Here is a 15770-nt window from a genome sequence, read left to right as displayed (position 1 = left end):
GCAACTCTATCCGGCCGGCAGCGGCCCGGAACGGACCGGCCCGGAACGGCGCTCCGGCCGCGGCGGGCGAGGGCAGGGGTGCGTGCTGAGAGCAGGGCGGGTCAGAGACCGCGCAGCGCGCCGCCGTCGACCGGGATGCTGACCCCGGTCAGATAGCTGGCGGCGGGGGAGAGCACGAACGCGGCCACCCGGCCGAACTCGTCCGGGTCACCGATCCGGCGCAGCGGAATCGCCGCCTCGGCGTCGGCGCGGGCGCGTTCCGGATCTCCGCTGGCGGCGAAGAGTTCCCGGTTGCGGTCGGTGAGGATCCGGCCCGGCAACAGGCTGACCACCCGTACGCCGCGCGGGCCGTACTCGTCGGACATGTCCTTGGCCACCCCGGCCAGTCCCGGCCGCAACCCGTTGGAGATGCCGAGTCCCGGGATCGGTGACCGGGCCGAGTTGGAGAGCACCAGGGCCAGCGCGCCGCCGGTGGGCAGGGCCGCCGCGATCGTCCGGGCCGTCCGGACCGTGCCGAGGAAGATGGTCTCGAAGGAGTCCCGCCACTGCGCGTCGGTGGCCTGGGCGGCGCTTCCGTGCGGCGGCCCGCCGACCGAGACGAGCCCACCGTCGAGCCGGCCGAACCGCTCCAGGGCGGTCCCCACCAGCCGGGCCGGGGTGTCCGGACTGGCCAGGTCGGCGGGAAGTCCCAGCACCCGGTCGGCCGGGCCGAGCTGTTCCGCCGCCGTGGCCACCTGCTCCGGATCCCGGGCCGAGACCACCACCCGGGCGCCGTCGGCCACCAGGGCGCGTGCGGTGGCGAGGCCGAGTCCCTTCGATGCGCCGGTCAACACGTACACCCGGTCGGCGAGTCCGAGATCCATGGAACGGATCCTATGACCCGGACGGCGACCAGTCGATCTTCGGGTCGCGGCGGCCGGGTACCCGCCACACCCGTACCCGGCCGGCGACCTGCACCACCAGCACGTTTCCGGCCCGGCGCAGCGCCGGCAGCCGGCGGCGCCGGGGCGGGGTGCGGCCGTCGTACCGCCAGCCGGCCTCCCGGACCGCGAGTTCCTCGGCGGCCGGCGCCGGCAGCGCCCGCTCGGCGGCCAACTGCCGGGCCAGGTCCCAGCCGTCCCGGACCGAGCCCGAGGTCGGCCGCTGCGCCGCCCAGGCCGCGAAGACGGCCCGCCAGTTCCGGCCGTGCCCGGCGGCGAGCAGCGGCCACTGCCGGGCCACCTCAGCCGAGCGCTTGTGCAGCAGCGCCGACCGGGCCACCCCGACCCGCCGGGCGTCGAAGCCCGGCGGCAGCGGTGCCCCGGCGACCAGTGCGGCGACCAGTGCGGCCTGCCGGTCGGCAAGCGTTCCGGCCGACTGCCGCGGCAGGCCCGGCGGACGACTGCTCCGGTCGGTCACCTCAGGTCACCGCCGGACAGCCGGCGGCGGCGGCGATCGCGTCGAGTTCCGCGCGCAGCGCCGCGGCCGGCGGGTAGTGCCCGTCCCGTTCCAACAGCAGTGCCGGCGGCCGGTGCCGGGCGCAGAGTTCGGCGACCAGCTCCAGCACCTCCGGCGGGACCGGATCGGTGTGCGTGTCGTGGTAGATCCCGTCGCTCGCCGCCCCGCCCGCGACGTGTACGTAGCCGATCCGGTCCAGCGGCAGCCGGTCGAGCAGGTCGAGCGGGTCGGCGCCCCGGTTGCGGGCGTTGGCGTAGACGTTGGCGATGTCGAGCAGCAGCAGCGCGCCGCTGCGGTCCAGGATCTCGGTGAGGAAATCCGCCTCGTCCAGCTCGTCGTCCGGCCAGTCGAAGATGGCGGCGATCGGCTCCAGGGCCAGCGGGACGGGCAGTTCGGCCCGTACCCGGGCCACGTTGGCGACCACCGCGTCGACCGCCTCCCGGGTACGCGGCAACGGCAGCAGGTGCCCCGCCTCGACCCCGCCGGCCCGGACGAAGGCGATGTGTTCACTGGCCAGCGGCGCGTCGAGCAGCTCGGCGGCGCGGGCGAACTGGCGTACCCGGGCCGGCTCGACCGGGTCGGCGCCACCGAGGGAGAGCCGTACTCCGTGCGGCACCACCGTCACACCACGGCTGCGCAGCTCGGCCAGCCCCGGTGGCGGCCCGGCGGCGGGGATCGACTCGGCGATCACCTCGACGAAGCGCAGTCCGGGAAGTTCCGCGACGAAGCCCGCGATCTCGGGCCGCCAGCCGATCCCGACGCCGTAGTCGCCGTCCGGTGCCGGAACGCCGTCCCAGCCGTCCGGCGGCGGGCCGCTGCTTCCCGACGCCGGGCCGCCAATCCCGGAAGCCGGGATGCCAATCCCCGACGTCGGGATGCCACCGCGGTCTTCTGGCGTCGGGATGCCACCGCGGTCTTCTGGCGGCGGGCCGCCGACCGCGCTCCTCCGGGCCGGGCGGCTTTCTCCGGTCGTCATCGGCGGTCTCCTCCGCTCGTGGTCATCCGCCGCAGCCACAGCCGCCGCAGCCGCCCCCGCAGCCACCCCCACCGTCACCGCCGCCGGAGCTGTCGCCGGATCCGCCGCCGGTGCCGGCGGTCGTCCAGCCGCTGCTGCCCGCCGTCGACGCGGTCATCGCGCGCTGTACCTCGGCCTCGACCGCGAACCCCGGGTCGAACGCGACGAGTGCGGCCGTGCCGAAGAGCGCGACGCCGAGCGCGGCACCGGCCGGGCCGTAGGTGGCGTAGGCCGGCGAGTGCCGGGGCGCGAGGTACTGGTGCTGCCGCCGCAGGTCGCGCAACAGGGCCTTCGCCGCCCGGGTCTGGCGGGGGACCGCGCAGAGCAGCACCACGCCGGTCGGAGCCAGCAGCACCAGGCTCAGCACGAGATAGCCGACCGGCCGGTCGGCGGCCAGCCCGGAGACCAGCCGGGCCAGACCGACCGCCACCAGCCCGAGCAGCAGCACCGGCCCGACCCGGCCGGCCGGTCGGGCCGAGTCGGGCAGCGCGAGCCCGCTGCGCACCAGGTCGGCCCGGAGGTCGGCGAGGGCGGTACGGACCTGCGGGTCGTTGCCGAGCGCCCGTCCGGGTATCCCCTGGCCGGCCGCCCGGTGCACGGCGGCGTCCAGCCGGGTGGCCCGGAACGGCAACGGCCCGGTCTGGGCCAGCCGGTGCCGCTCCGCCGTGCCGACCGCACCGGCGGCACGCAGCCCGCCGAGCGTGGCGTGCAGGGCGAGCTGGTCGCCGCCGGCGAGCCAGGCGAGTTCGACGGGGTGGTGCCGCTCGGCGCCGGCCGGTCGGCGGCCGGCGAACCCGACCACCCGGTGCGCCAGGGTGCCGAGCAGGATCAGTCCGGCGATCGTGAGATAGAGGGTCAGGAAGACCGGCCCGGGGACACCCCAGGTCTCGGCCCGTACCGCTAGCAGCTCGTCCATCGGGGTGACTCCAGGCGTACGGAGGTCGGACTGCCACCATTGTGGATCCGCTACGCCAGTCGCTCCGGTCGCGGTTGCGTAAACCTTCCGACAGGGCGGCCCGGCCCGCATCGGGCGAACGGGCTCACCGGCCCGGCCGGCGGACCGCCTCCTCCACCAGGTCCAGCACCGGGCCCAGGTCGCCGGCCGGCCGGGCCATCGCCAGTTGCAGTACCAGCCCGTCGTAGGCCAGTTCCAGGAAGCGGGCCAGCGTCTCGATCGGTACGTCGTCGCGGAGCACTCCGGCGTCCCGCTGCCGGGCCAGCCGCTCCCGGGTGGCCTCGGCGAGACTCGCCGAGCGTTCGGCCCAGCGCTTCGCGAACTCGGGATCGGTGCGCAGCCGCCGGGACACCTCCAGTTGACTGCCCAGCCAGCCGGTGGTGTCCGGCGAGGTGGCGCCGGCCAGCAGGTCGCGCATGACCTGCACCAGGCCGTTGCGGGCCACCGTGCTGACCATGGCGGCCGCGTCGTCCTCGGCGACGGCGAGGAAGAGGGAGTCCTTGTCCCGGAAGTGGTGGAAGATCGCTCCTCGGGAGAGCCCGGTCGCCTCTTCGAGCCGGCGTACCGTGGCGCCCTCGTAGCCGTGCCGGGCGAAGCAGGCCCGCGCCGCACCGAGGATCTCCTGGCGGCGGGCGTCGAGCTGGTTCTGGCTTACCCTGGGCACCATCCGATGGTGCCAGGCGACGACCCGGCATGCAATCCGTACGTACGTCTTGGGTTGCCCCCCGACCCACGCCGCCCCGGCGGTCTCAGCCGGACCGGCAGTCTCAGCCGGACCGGCGGCCGACCATCAGCGCCTGGGCGCCCCGGCCCAGCGGCCCGGCGGCGTCGGAGAGCACCGTCTCGGCCAGCCCCGACCCCTGCCCGTCCAGGGTGGTGGCGGCCGAGACGTGCAGCCAGTCGTCGCTCGGCTGCCGGTGCAGGTGCACGGTCAGCTCGGTGTTGATGAACCACCACCGTTCCATCTCCAGCAGCCGGCTCAGCCCGTTGCCGGAGTCGGCGAGCAGGGCGACCCGTTGCAGCGGGCTCGGCTCCTCGCCGGCCACCAGCGGGATCCGCTGCCGCGCCCAGGCCGACGCCGGGCCGGGGCGCTCGAAGTGTCCCGCCACGAACCGCCAGTCGATCGCCCGCAGGTAGCCGATCTGCCAGCGGGGCTCGGTGAACCGGGACGGCTCGGCCGGTCGGGGCGGCGGCGGCACGGCGGCGCCGGTCACCTCGACGGGCAGCTCGACCGGGGTGCGCCGGATCCGCCACACCCGGGCCCGCAACGCCACCCGCCCGGCGGCGTGCAGTTCGGCCTCGACCAGTTCGACCGAGCGTCCCGACCGGGCCACGGCGGCCCGTACGGTGACCTCGTCGACCGGCACCGCGCCGAGGAACTCGACGGTGATCCGGCTGACCTGGGCCGGCCCGTCCAGCGAACTCGGTGTCCGTTCCACGGCCCGGGTCAGCAGCGCGCACGGCGGTCCGCCGTGTTGCAGCCCGCTGCTCCACGGTCCCTCGGTCGCCGGGGTGCAGAGGTACCGGTCGGGGTCGTCGGTAGGCAGGTAGAAGGCGTCGGGCACGGGCCGATTCTCCTCCCCGGCGGCAGGTTCGCAAGATCGGACCGGGTGTCCCGGTCGACTACCATCGCGCCCGTGACGCAGACCACCCCCGCCGCCCTGGCGGCCACGCCGGACGCCGCCCTGGCGGCCCTGCCGGACGTGGGCCTGCGGGTCGCCGCGGTCCAGGCCGAGTCCGAACCCGGGAACGTGGCCGGCAACGCGGTCTCCGCCGCCCGGCTGGTCGCGCGGGCCGCCGACTGCGGTGCCCGGGTCGTCGTGCTTCCCGAGCTGTTCCTGCCGGCGTACCACCCGCCGACGCTGGCCGGCGACCCGGCCGGCACCGACGTGCTGGCCGGGCACGACGGCGAGGTGGCCGATCCCCGGCTCGATCCGCTGCGCGAGGTGGCCCGGGACCGCCGGGTGGTGGTCGTGGTCGGCGCGGCGGTCCGGCACCCGGACGGCCGGCGGACCTGCTCGGCGCTGGTGGTGGACGGCGCGGGCCGGGCCGACGCCGGCTATGCCAAGCAGCACCTCTGGGGCCCGGACGAGAACGCCCTGTTCACCCCCGGCAGTCGCGGCGCCACCCTGCTTGTCGACGGCTGGCGGCTCGGCCTCGGGGTCTGCTACGACGGCTGCTTTCCCGAGCACGGCAGGGCGGCGGCGGACGACGGTGCACACGGCTACCTCTGCCCGAGCGGCTACCTGGTCGGCTCCGAACACCGCCGTGACCTCTACTACCGGGCCCGCGCGCTGGACAACACCATGTACGTGGTCTTCGCCAACGCGGTCGGCGGCCCGGCGCCGTGGCGGTTCAACGGCGGTGCGGCGATCCACGACCCGGAGGGCCGGACGCTGGACCGGGGCCCGGACACCGGCGTCGCCGTCGTCGTCGCCCGGTTCGACCCGGCCGAATTGCACCGGGTACGCGACGCGCACCGGATGCTCGCCGAGCGGCTGCCCGGCCAGGGTGGGAAACGGCACCTGTTGACCGGCTGACCGCCTGTCGTCAGCTCGGACAACCCGGGCTGTTTACATGCTGGGACTGTTGTCCGACCGGGTCCGTCCCGTACTGTGCGCAAGTGCCGCTGTTGCTCCTCGATCTGGACAACACTCTGCTGGACCGGGCGGGTCCGTTCCGGACCTGGGCGCAGGGGTTCCTGGCCGAGATCGGAGCGCCCGAGAGCGACATCGACTGGCTTCTTTCGGTCGACGCCGACGGCCTGACGAACCGCTGGGACGTGGCCGACGCGATCCGGGACCGCTACCGCCTCCGGATCCCCTCGATCGACCTGGTCGAGGCGCTGCACGAGGGAGTGGTGGAGTACACCCGGCTCGATCCGCTCGTCGCCTGCGCCCTGCGGATCGCCGACGAGGCCGGCTGGGTGCCGGTGGCGGTCACCAACGGCACCGAGCGGCTCCAGGACATGAAGATCCGGCGTACCGGCCTGGACCGTTACCTCGCCGACTGGGTGATCTCCGAGGAGGTCGGGGTCAGCAAACCGAACCCCAGGATCTTCACCCTGGCCGCCGAACGGGCCCGGATGCGGCTGCGCGGTGCCTGGATGGTGGGGGACAGCCCGGAGGCGGACATCGGCGGCGCCACCGCTGTCGGGTTGCCCAGCGTCTGGCTGCACCGGGGCCGCCGCTGGATGGAGCGCCGGTACGCCCCGACCAAGACCGTGGACGGGCTGATCGCCGCCGTCGCCACGGTACTCGCGGCCTGAGTCCGGCCCGCCCCGACGGACCCGTGCCGCCGCGGAGCACCGGCGGATCGCCGTCGTCGCCGGCTCGCGGTGCTCGGAGCGGTAATTCGGTTGACCGGCGGGTTGGGGCGGGCGAGCATTGCGCGTCGGAGGGCCCTGCCTGGCCCTCGCTTGTCGTATCGCATTCCGGGCATCAGTCCGGCCGAGCGGAAGGAGGAGTGACTGTGGCTGTCGTTGTGCTGCGCTCCCGCCTGTCTTCTTCCGACTCGACCGAAGGATTCCTCCAGTGCCACGCGATCACGACGATTATTCCGGTTCGGCCCGCCCTCGTGGCGGTCGCACCACCCGCCGGTTCGACGACGACGAGCCGCGCTTCCTGAAACGGCACCGGCACGCCACCGCGGCCGCGTTCGACACCAACGCCGACACCGACGTTCCCGACGTCGGGGACCGCTGGTCGAGCTGGGACCAGGCGGTGCACGGGCCGGAGCCGTACCCTGACTGGCTGGTCACCGAGCTGGCCGCCACCGACACCGAACTGGGTGTGCTGAAGACCGGCAAGGAGGCGGACGTGCACCTGGTCCGCCGGGCCGTGCCGGCGACCGACCGCAGTTGCCTGCTCGCCGCCAAGCGCTACCGCGAGCCCGAACACCGGCTCTTCCACCGGGACGCCGGCTATCTGGAAGGGCGGCGGGTACGCCGGTCCCGGGAGAACCGGGCGATGGCCGGCCGTACCGCGTTCGGCCGGCAGATGATCGCCGGCCAGTGGGCGGCCGCCGAGTTCGCCGCGCTGAGCCGGCTCTGGGAGCTGGGGCGGGACCTGGGCAGCGTCGCCGTGCCGTACCCGGTGCAGTTGAACGGGACGGAGCTGATGCTCGAGTTCGTCGGCGATCCGGTGCAGGGGGAGGCGGCGCCCCGGCTGGCCCAGCTCCGGCCCGACCCGGTGCCGCTGCGCCGGCTCTGGGACCAGCTCGTCGACGCGCTCGTCGTACTGGCCCGGGCCGGGTTGGCGCACGGTGACCTGTCGCCGTACAACCTGCTCGTGCACGGGGAGCGGCTGGTGCTGATCGACCTGCCGCAGGTGGTGGACGTGGTGGCCAACCCGAGCGGACGCGAGTTCCTGGCCCGGGACGTACGGGTGGTGGCCGCGTGGTTCGCCGCGCGCGGACTTCCGGGCGAGCTGGTCGACCCGGACGTGCTGACCGGTCAACTGCTCCGGGAGGCAGGAGTCGGCTGACGGTTCACTGGAGGTACTTCTCGACCTCGTTCACGCTGCGGGCACCGGTGGTGTCCGGGTCGTTGCCGGCCTGCCGGGCGGCCCGGCGCCGCCGGAGCAGGTCCCAGCACTGGTCGAGCGACTCCTCCAGCTCCCGCAGCCGGGTCCGGTCCTCGTCGGTCGAGTTCTCCACCTGCTGGGCGTGGTTGCGGAGCCGGTGCTCCTCGTCGACCAGCTCGGTGATCCGGCTCAGAATCGTCCTGTCGTCCATGCCCAGGATCCTGGCACAGCGTCGAACCTGCCGCCCGCCATCCGGGCCGACCAGGACCGACGGCCGACCGCGCGTTCGGTGCGTCGGGCTCCCGGCTTCCGCACCGCGTGCCGCACCGCGCGTCGTCGGGCGGTTACGGTTGCTGCCATTTGGTCATTCGGCTCCGGGCGGGGTGTCCGTTTGATATGAACTACCAAACTCGGTGCCGGGATGTCCCTAGATCGGACACTCTCGATGCCGGGGAAGTAGTCCTGTCCTCAGAGGACCAGACCCGGAACGGAAAGAGCCCGCACATGGACCAAGCTACGTTGCCGACATCGCTCCGCGAGGCTGTCACGGTCACCACGGCCGGGGCCACCGGAGTGGCCCGGCTGGTGATCCAGGGTCTGCTCGAGCTGATCGACGATCCCGCCGCGGCGGCCGACGCGACGGACTTCCTGACCGCCCGGCTGCCCGGCTACGCACCGATGTGGCACATCGCCAACGCGGTACGCTCCGCCGAGCCGGCCGAGGAGCTGCGCCGGATCCGGGCCGAGCTGGACCACGCGGTGGAGAACACCGTGAAGGCGGCGGTGACCTGGGTCGGCGAGCAGGGCGTCCCGGTCACCTACGCGCCCAGCAGTTCGATCGTCAAGCAGATCCTGGCCCAGCTTCCGGATTCGCTGCGCAGCGGCGAGCCGGCGGTGGCGCTGGCCGGAGCCGACGCGATCGGTCCGGACACCGTGCTCAACATCCGGGGTACCCGGGAACTGGCCGAACAGCTGCCCACCCTGATCGTCACCAGCGCGCTGAAGTTGGTCCCCGGGCCCGTCTTCGCCCGCCTCGGTGCGCCGGTCTTCGAGCACATCCCGCTGGACAACTTCGTCGGCGTGGTGCTCGACGGCGAGCTGCTCAGCCCGGGAGAGGTCGGCCGGCGAGCCGCGGAACTGCGTGAGTGACCCGCGATGGCCACCCCCGGCGCCCAGGAGATTCCCGCCTTCCTGTCGACGCTTCCCCGGAAGCGGTCCCTCTACGCGGTCGACACGTACTTCCGGGAGAGCTTCGAGGACCTGCTCTCCGTCGGTGCCGGCCGGGTCGAGGAGTTCTGCCACGACCACGCGCTGCTGCTGCTGAAACCGGACGCCGTGGTCAGCCGCCGGCTCGCTCCGGTGCTGCGCTGGGTGCTGGCGTACGGCTTCAGCATCGTCTGGGCGGCGACGGTGACGATCGACCGGCACGGCGTACGGGCGCTGTGGCAGTACGGGCTGAACGCCGCCAGCCGGGACCGGCGGGACGCCGCCGACCTCTACGTCACGGCCTGCGAGTGCCTGCTCCTGCTGCTCGCGCTGCCCGGCCGCCCCGAGCCGGCGTCGCTGTTGCTCAGCACCGCCAAGGGGCCGGCCGACCCGGTCCGCTGCCGTCCCGGGCAGCTCCGCTACGACGTCGGCAGCTTCAACTACCAGCTCAACCTGGTGCACGCCGCCGACGAGCCGGCCGACCTGCTCCGGGAGTTGGCGGTGCTCTGCAACCACGAGACCCGGACCGGCCTCTACCGGCGCACCCTCGGCGGGTCGACCGGCCCGGCCCCGGACGGCCGGTCGGAGGCGTTCGCCCTGGTCGACCGGCTGGAGGCGGCCACCCCGGAGGTGGACCTCGAACTCGACCGGACGCTCGGCGAGCTGGCCGAGGCGGCCGAGGAGCGCTGCCGGCGTGCTCCGGGTACGTCGGCCGGCGAGCTGCTGTCGCTGATCGGCCGGATCCGGGCCCGCTGTTCCCGGGACTGGCGGACGGTGGTGCGGCTGGCCGACGCCAGCGGGGTACCGGTCAGCCGGTGGCAGCGGATCGTCCTCGCCACCCACCTGCTCGACCCGTACGTGCCCGGGGCGACCAGCCTGCTGCCGGACACCTCCACGGCGCCCTGACCACGGCCCGGCTGACCACGGCCCGGCTGACCACGGCTGCCCGACCACGGCTCGGGCTGCCGGGCGGTCACAGCATCCGGGTCACCCGTTCCTCCCGGGTGCGCCGCTCGACGCGGTCCGGGTCGAGGTTGGCGCAGAGCACCACCGAGGCGCCGGCGGCCAGCGGCGCCAGCAGCCACTTCACCGGGTGCTCGTGCTCGGCGGCGTCCACGAGTACCCGGTCGCCGGGGCGCAGGCCGTACAGATCCGTCGCCATCAACCGGGCCAGCCGGCCCCACTCGGCATAGCTGGTGCCGTCGACACTGGCCGCGTCGTCGGGGTGCAGCGGCACGTACGGCCGCAGGTCGGCGTCGTGGCCGCGTACCTCGGTGAGGTAGTCGCGGTAGCCGGCCGGCGGCGCGGCCAGCGGTGCGGCGTCCGGGGCGAGGCCCAGCACGAACCGGTGCTCCGCCTCGGGCACGTGGTCGAGCCAGTCGCCGATCCGGGGCAGTGCGGCGTACGTGACGTCGAACGGCTCCTCGACTCCCGGGCCGAGCGCGGGCAGCCCGGCGGTGGCGAGGCCGTGGAAGCTCACCGACACCCCGGCCGACCAGGTGCCGAGCAGTACGGCGGCGGTCTGCCAGTGTGGCGGCAGCAGCACCGCGGCCCGCGCGCCGATGCCGAGTCCGCAGCCGTGCAGCAGCAGGTTCGCCGTCCGGGCCACCCAGCCGGCCAGCGCCTCGGCGGAGAGTTCGGTGCGTTCCCCGGTGGCGTCGTCGTAGTAGGTGAGTAGCGGCCGGACCGGCTCCGCCGCCAGCGTGGAGGCGAAGAGCGCCGGCACGCCGCCGGCCCGGGTCGAACTCTGCCGCATTTCCGGCCCCCCTCGTCTCGTACCCGTTCGGGTGCCTGCCCGGCCAGCGGGCCGGAAGGTCCCAGTTGCCAGTGATACCACACTGTCATCCTGATGCCTGGTGGTATCACGCTCGTCGGGCATATACCGCCCGACCCCGGCAACCGGGTCCGGTCCCGGCAAGCGGGCACAGCCCGGCGACCGGGCAGCGGATCGCCACGCGGCGGGCCGGCCACCCCCGACTGGGGACGACCGGCCCGGCGGTGTGCTGTTCGGCCGACGATCAGGCGGTCAGCCGATCAGGCGGTCAGCATCTTGCGCAGCACGTAGCGCAGGATGCCGCCGTGCCGGTAGTAATCCGCCTCGCCCGGGGTGTCGATCCGGACCACCGCGTCGAACTCGACCCCGGTGTCCGTGCTGACCCGGACGGTGCGCGGGATCTGGCCGTCGTTCAGCGCGGTCACCCCGCTGATCGAGAACGTCTCGGTGCCGGTCAGCCCCAACGACTCCGCGTCGGTGTCGGCCGGGTACTGCAACGGCAGCACACCCATCCCGATCAGGTTCGACCGGTGGATCCGCTCGTACGACTGGGCGATCACCGCCCGTACCCCGAGCAGCATCGTGCCCTTCGCCGCCCAGTCCCGGGACGAGCCGGAGCCGTACTCGGTGCCGGCCAGGATCACCAGCGGGACACCCGCCTCCTGGTACGCCACCGAGGCGTCGTAGATCGAGGTCTGCTCGCCGGTCAGGTGGTTGACCGTGAAGCCGCCCTCCACCCCCGGCACGAGCTGGTTGCGCAGCCGGATGTTGGCGAAGGTGCCCCGGATCATCACCTCGTGGTTGCCGCGCCGCGACCCGTACGAGTTGAACTCGTGCCGGGCCACCCCGTGCTCGGCCAGGTACTTCCCGGCGGGGGAGTCGGCCTTGATCGAGCCGGCCGGCGAGATGTGGTCGGTGGTGACCGAGTTGCCGAGCTTGGCCAGCACCCGGGCGCCGGCGATGTCCCGCACCGGCGTCGGCTCCGGCTCCATCCCCTCGAAGTACGGCGGCTTGCGCACGTACGTCGACTCGCCGTCCCAGGCGAAGGTGTCGCCCTCCGGGGTCGGCAGCGAACGCCACTGCTCGTCCCCGGCGAAGACGTCGGCGTAGTCCTTGGTGAACATCTCGCTGCGCAGCGCGCTCGCGATCACGTCGTCGATCTCGGCCGAGCTGGGCCAGATGTCCCGCAGGTAGACCGGCTGACCGTCGGCGCCGGTGTCGATCGGCTCGTTGGCCAGGTCGATGTCCATCGTGCCGGCCAGCGCGTACGCCACCACCAGCGGCGGGGACGCCAGGTAGTTCATCTTGACGTCCGGGTTGATCCGGCCCTCGAAGTTCCGGTTGCCGCTCAGCACCGAGACCACCGACAGGTCGTGCGAGTTGACCGCCGCCGAGACCTCCTCGGGCAGCGGGCCGGAGTTGCCGATGCAGGTGGTGCATCCGTAGCCGACCAGGTGGAAGCCGAGCTTCTCCAGGTAGGGGGTGAGGCCGGCCCGCTCGTAGTAGTCCATCACCACCTTGGAGCCAGGGGCCAGGGTGGTCTTCACCCACGGCTTGCGGGACAGCCCCCGGTCGACGGCGTTGCGGGCCAGCAGGGCGGCGCCGATCATCACCTGCGGGTTGGAGGTGTTCGTGCAGGAGGTGATCGCGGCGATCACCACGGCGCCGTGGTCCAGCTCGTACTCCGCGCCGTCGTCGCCGGTGACGCGTACCGGACTGCTGGCCCGGCCCTTCGCCCCGGTGGCGGCCGAGACCAGGTCGCGCGGCGCGTCGGCCGGGTCGTTGACGTCGTTGGCCGGCGGGTCGCTGGCCGGGAAGGACTCCTCGCTCGCCTCGTCGGCCGGGCCGCGCGTGCCGTTGCCGCCGTCACCGACGTAGTCGACAAGGGCGGACCGGAACAGCGTCTTGGCGTTGCCCAGCGGCACCCGGTCCTGCGGGCGCTTCGGGCCGGCCAGCGACGGCTCGATGGTGGAGAGGTCGAGTTCGAGCCGCTCGCTGTAGTCGGGCTCGGCGGCCGGGTCGTGCCACAGCCCCTGCTCCCTGGCGTACGCCTCGACAAGTGCGACCTGCTGCTCCGAGCGCCCGGTCAGCTTCAGGTAGCGGACCGTCTCCTCGTCGATCGGGAAGATCGCCACCGTGGAGCCGTACTCCGGGGACATGTTGCCGATGGTGGCCCGGTTGGCCAGCGGCACCGCGCTCACGCCCGGGCCGTAGAACTCGACGAACTTGCCGACCACGCCGTGCTTGCGGAGCATCTCGGTGATGGTCAGCACCAGGTCGGTGGCGGTGGTGCCGGCCGGCGCCTCGCCGTGCAGCTTGAAGCCGACGACCCGGGGGATGAGCATGCTCACCGGCTGGCCGAGCATCGCGGCCTCGGCCTCGATGCCGCCGACGCCCCAGCCGAGCACGCCGAGGCCGTTGACCATCGTGGTGTGCGAGTCGGTACCGACGACGGTGTCCGGGTACGCCTGGCCGCCGCGCTCCATGATCGTCCGGGCCAGGTACTCGATGTTGACCTGGTGCACGATGCCGGTGCCGGGCGGCACGACCTTGAACTCGTTGAAGGCGCTCTGGCCCCAGCGGAGGAACTGGTAGCGCTCCCTGTTGCGGCCGTACTCCAGCTCGACGTTGCGGACGAAGGCGTCCTGCCGGCCGAAGAGGTCGGCGATCACCGAGTGGTCGATCACCAGCTCGGCCGGAGCCAGCGGGTTGACCTTCGTCGGGTCGCCGCCCAGCTCGCGGACCGCCTCCCGCATGGTGGCCAGGTCGACCACGCAGGGCACCCCGGTGAAGTCCTGCATCAGCACCCGGGCCGGAGTGAACTGGATCTCCACGCTCGGCTCGGCGTCCGGGTCCCAGTCGCCGAGCTGCCGGATGTGCTCGGCGGTGATGTTCGCGCCGTCCTCGGTGCGGAGCAGGTTCTCCAGCAGGATCTTCAGGCTGTACGGCAGGCGCTCGTGCCCGGGTACCGTATTGATCTTGAAAATCTCGTAGCTCGCGTCTGCGACGCGTAGCTGGCTCTTCGCACCGAAGGTGTCGAGGCTCGCCACGTCGTACTCCTTCACGCTGTCTTCGTCCCGGCCCGTACCGCAGTCTTTCCTACCCATTACCTGGGCGCCCGGCTCAGGTAACCCTTACCGGCGTCTGTTCGAGTCAACAAAACCGTACGTCCGTCTTGTTATAAACGCAAGCCCGTCCGGATGCCGGAGCGCCGGTCAGCCGGTCGGAACCCGACGGCGCGCGATTACCGCGAGCCGGCGGATCTGCCCGGGTCGTCGGTCGGGCCGCCGTCGGTCGGGCCGCCGTCGCTGGAAGTCACGCCGTCGACCGCGGCCGCGTGCCGTTCCCGCAGCCGGTCCCGGATCTGTTCCGGGGTGTACGCCCGGCGTCGCCGCTCGGCCCGGGCCAGCACCACCCCGGTGGCGGCCACCCCGACGACGCTCGCCACGCCGATTACCTTCCACCAACGCATCCGCCTAGGGTAGTCGCCAGGCCGGGAACGGCCCGGCGGACCGAGGTGGGGGCGATGGCCGAGGAGCGCACCGAACTCAGCCTCGACGAGGCGGTCGAGCTGACCCGTACCGGTGACGTCTGGGTCTTCCGGGGGCGCAGCGTGCCGGATCGGGCGATCCAGTTCACCACGAACAGCCCGGTGAACCATGTCGGAATGTCCGTGGTCGTCGAGGACCTGCCGCCGTTAATGTGGCACGCCGAACTCGGCCGGTCGCTGCCCGACATGTGGTCCGGCGGTCACCACCGGGGTGTGCAGCTGCACGACCTGCGGGACGCGGTCCGGGTCTGGGGAACCCGGTACGGTCAGCGCGGCTGGCTGCGGCAACTCGAACCGACGGCCGACGACGAGATGGAGAACGCGGTGCTGCGTACCATCGCCCGCCTGGACGGAACGCCGTTCCCGTCCACCGCCCAGCTCGCCTGGCGGTGGCTGCGCGGCCGGGCACCCGCCGTACGCCGCCGGCCGAGCGACAGCACACTGGAGACGGCGTACTGCGCCGAGGTCGTCGCGGCGACGTACCAGGCAATGGGGCTGCTCCCGGCCGGTCGCCGGCCCAACTGGTACGACCCGGGCCGGTTCTGGAGCGGTGACGACCTGGAACTCTCCGCCGGACGGCGGCTCGGCGACGAGATCTCGGTGCGGATCCCGGCTCGGTGAGCACCTCCGACCCGACCCGACCGCGTTGGCTGGCGGCGGCACCCTGGATCGTCGTACTGGCCGGGGTGCTGGTGATGACGATGCTGTTCGCCTTCGCCACCGGCTATCTCACCGGTGACCGGCGCACCTCCGGGGCACCCGATCCGGACTGGCCGTTCGCGCCCGGCTCGACCCCGTCCGCGCTCGCCTCCGGGACCGACCCGGCGAACCCGGCCGCGTCGCCGACCCCCGGCTCCCGTACCCCGCCACCCAGCTCGGGGCCCGGCGGCGACAAGCCGGAGGCGTCCCGTGCCGCGCCGCCCCGCAGCGCGCCGCCGCGGGCCCGGCCGACCACCGCCACGCCGAAGCCGGCCGAGCCCGCGCTGACCGGCCGCTACCGGGTGCACGCCGACTTCCGGGACTCGTTCATCGCCGAGGTGCTGATCCGGAACCCCGCCGGCTCCGCCCGGTCCTGGACCGTGGAACTGCGCTTCCCGCGCGAGGTCGACGACCTGCGGGCGGTATGGGTCGACAATGCACCCCGGCCCTCGGTGGACCGCGACGACGGGAGGTGGATCTTCCGCAGCGGCGCGCCGCTGGCCGGCGGGCGCTCCGACCCGTTGCGCTTCCAGTTCGAACGGTGGGGCGACGGCGAGCGGCCGATCAGCTGCACCGTCAACGGTCGGGCCTGCGAGATCTGGTAGCCGGCC

Annotated in this window: 17 protein-coding genes; 7 read left to right on the top strand and 10 right to left on the bottom strand. The window is 73.4% G+C overall.

The genetic code is table 11. The annotated features are described in order from the left end of the window. Positions 1 to 101: 101 nt before the first annotated feature. The 6 genes from ACN28A_RS38425 to ACN28A_RS38400 form a co-directional block, all read right to left on the bottom strand. Positions 102 to 863: an SDR family oxidoreductase gene (locus tag ACN28A_RS38425; protein ID WP_421403985.1), complete on the bottom strand. Its 762-nt coding sequence runs from the start codon at positions 861 to 863 to the stop codon at positions 102 to 104. A gap of 10 nt (positions 864 to 873) precedes the next feature. Next, a complete protein-coding gene (locus ACN28A_RS38420) occupies positions 874 to 1398 on the bottom strand; it encodes a hypothetical protein (protein WP_421403983.1) in 525 nt (174 codons plus the stop codon). A 1-nt stretch (position 1399) separates the two neighbouring features. Then, entirely contained in the window at positions 1400 to 2413 is a 1014-nt protein-coding gene (locus ACN28A_RS38415) for a DUF692 domain-containing protein (protein WP_421403982.1), read from the bottom strand. 22 nt (positions 2414 to 2435) lie between these two features. Further along, positions 2436 to 3368, bottom strand: coding sequence for a TIGR04222 domain-containing membrane protein (locus ACN28A_RS38410; RefSeq protein ID WP_421403980.1), 933 nt, complete (start codon positions 3366 to 3368; stop codon positions 2436 to 2438). Between the two features lie 124 nt (positions 3369 to 3492). Next, positions 3493 to 4071 (bottom strand): TetR/AcrR family transcriptional regulator, encoded by a 579-nt coding sequence (locus tag ACN28A_RS38405; RefSeq protein ID WP_421403978.1) that lies wholly within the window; start codon positions 4069 to 4071, stop codon positions 3493 to 3495. Positions 4072 to 4174: 103 nt separating this feature from the next. Beyond that, on the bottom strand, positions 4175 to 4972 hold the full coding sequence (locus tag ACN28A_RS38400; protein ID WP_421403976.1) for a thioesterase family protein: 798 nt from the start codon (positions 4970 to 4972) through the stop codon (positions 4175 to 4177). A gap of 72 nt (positions 4973 to 5044) precedes the next feature. Here ACN28A_RS38400 and ACN28A_RS38395 point away from each other — a divergent pair, with 72 nt between their 5' ends. The 3 genes from ACN28A_RS38395 (at position 5045) to ACN28A_RS38385 (ending at position 7891) form a co-directional block, all read left to right on the top strand. Further along, entirely contained in the window at positions 5045 to 5947 is a 903-nt protein-coding gene (locus ACN28A_RS38395; protein ID WP_421403975.1) for a carbon-nitrogen hydrolase family protein, read from the top strand. 83 nt (positions 5948 to 6030) lie between these two features. Further along, positions 6031 to 6675, top strand: coding sequence for an HAD family hydrolase (locus tag ACN28A_RS38390; protein WP_421403973.1), 645 nt, complete (start codon positions 6031 to 6033; stop codon positions 6673 to 6675). A 265-nt stretch (positions 6676 to 6940) separates the two neighbouring features. Further along, on the top strand, positions 6941 to 7891 hold the full coding sequence (locus ACN28A_RS38385; protein ID WP_421403972.1) for a serine protein kinase RIO: 951 nt from the start codon (positions 6941 to 6943) through the stop codon (positions 7889 to 7891). 4 nt (positions 7892 to 7895) lie between these two features. Here ACN28A_RS38385 and ACN28A_RS38380 read toward each other — a convergent pair whose 3' ends face one another. Further along, complete coding sequence (locus ACN28A_RS38380) at positions 7896 to 8141, bottom strand: DUF2630 family protein (protein WP_278062972.1); 246 nt, start codon at positions 8139 to 8141, stop codon at positions 7896 to 7898. Positions 8142 to 8434: 293 nt separating this feature from the next. Between ACN28A_RS38380 and ACN28A_RS38375 the strand changes: the two genes are divergently transcribed. Together ACN28A_RS38375 and ACN28A_RS38370 are read left to right on the top strand one after the other, a co-directional pair. Next, positions 8435 to 9079 (top strand): hypothetical protein, encoded by a 645-nt coding sequence (locus tag ACN28A_RS38375; protein WP_421403970.1) that lies wholly within the window; start codon positions 8435 to 8437, stop codon positions 9077 to 9079. Positions 9080 to 9085: 6 nt separating this feature from the next. Beyond that, on the top strand, positions 9086 to 10042 hold the full coding sequence (locus tag ACN28A_RS38370; protein WP_421403968.1) for a nucleoside-diphosphate kinase: 957 nt from the start codon (positions 9086 to 9088) through the stop codon (positions 10040 to 10042). A gap of 67 nt (positions 10043 to 10109) precedes the next feature. On the opposite strand, the gene ACN28A_RS38365 is transcribed toward ACN28A_RS38370, so the two are convergent. The 3 genes from ACN28A_RS38365 to ACN28A_RS38355 all read right to left on the bottom strand — a co-directional run bounded on the left by ACN28A_RS38365 (position 10110) and on the right by ACN28A_RS38355 (position 14382). Further along, a complete protein-coding gene (locus ACN28A_RS38365; protein ID WP_421403966.1) occupies positions 10110 to 10892 on the bottom strand; it encodes a TIGR03089 family protein in 783 nt (260 codons plus the stop codon). Positions 10893 to 11170: 278 nt separating this feature from the next. After that, the gene (locus ACN28A_RS38360; protein ID WP_421403964.1) at positions 11171 to 13975 is read right to left on the bottom strand and encodes an aconitate hydratase; all 2805 of its coding nucleotides are present in this window, start codon (positions 13973 to 13975) and stop codon (positions 11171 to 11173) included. Positions 13976 to 14154: 179 nt separating this feature from the next. After that, positions 14155 to 14382 carry a hypothetical protein gene (locus ACN28A_RS38355; RefSeq protein ID WP_421403962.1) on the bottom strand — a complete coding sequence of 76 codons (228 nt, stop codon included), beginning with the start codon at positions 14380 to 14382 and terminating at the stop codon, positions 14155 to 14157. 54 nt (positions 14383 to 14436) lie between these two features. On the opposite strand from ACN28A_RS38355, the gene ACN28A_RS38350 reads away from it, so the two are divergent. Together ACN28A_RS38350 and ACN28A_RS38345 are read left to right on the top strand one after the other, a co-directional pair. After that, positions 14437 to 15081 carry a hypothetical protein gene (locus tag ACN28A_RS38350; RefSeq protein ID WP_421403961.1) on the top strand — a complete coding sequence of 215 codons (645 nt, stop codon included), beginning with the start codon at positions 14437 to 14439 and terminating at the stop codon, positions 15079 to 15081. After that, on the top strand, positions 15078 to 15764 hold the full coding sequence (locus ACN28A_RS38345) for a hypothetical protein (protein ID WP_421403960.1): 687 nt from the start codon (positions 15078 to 15080) through the stop codon (positions 15762 to 15764). Before ACN28A_RS38350 ends, ACN28A_RS38345 begins: the two co-directional genes overlap by 4 nt. Positions 15765 to 15770 lie beyond the last annotated feature (6 nt).

The organism is Plantactinospora sp. WMMB782, assembly GCF_049179135.1.
In the GTDB taxonomy this organism is placed as follows: Bacteria; Actinomycetota; Actinomycetes; order Mycobacteriales; family Micromonosporaceae; genus Plantactinospora.
This window is presented reverse-complemented; position numbering and strand designations above follow the sequence as displayed.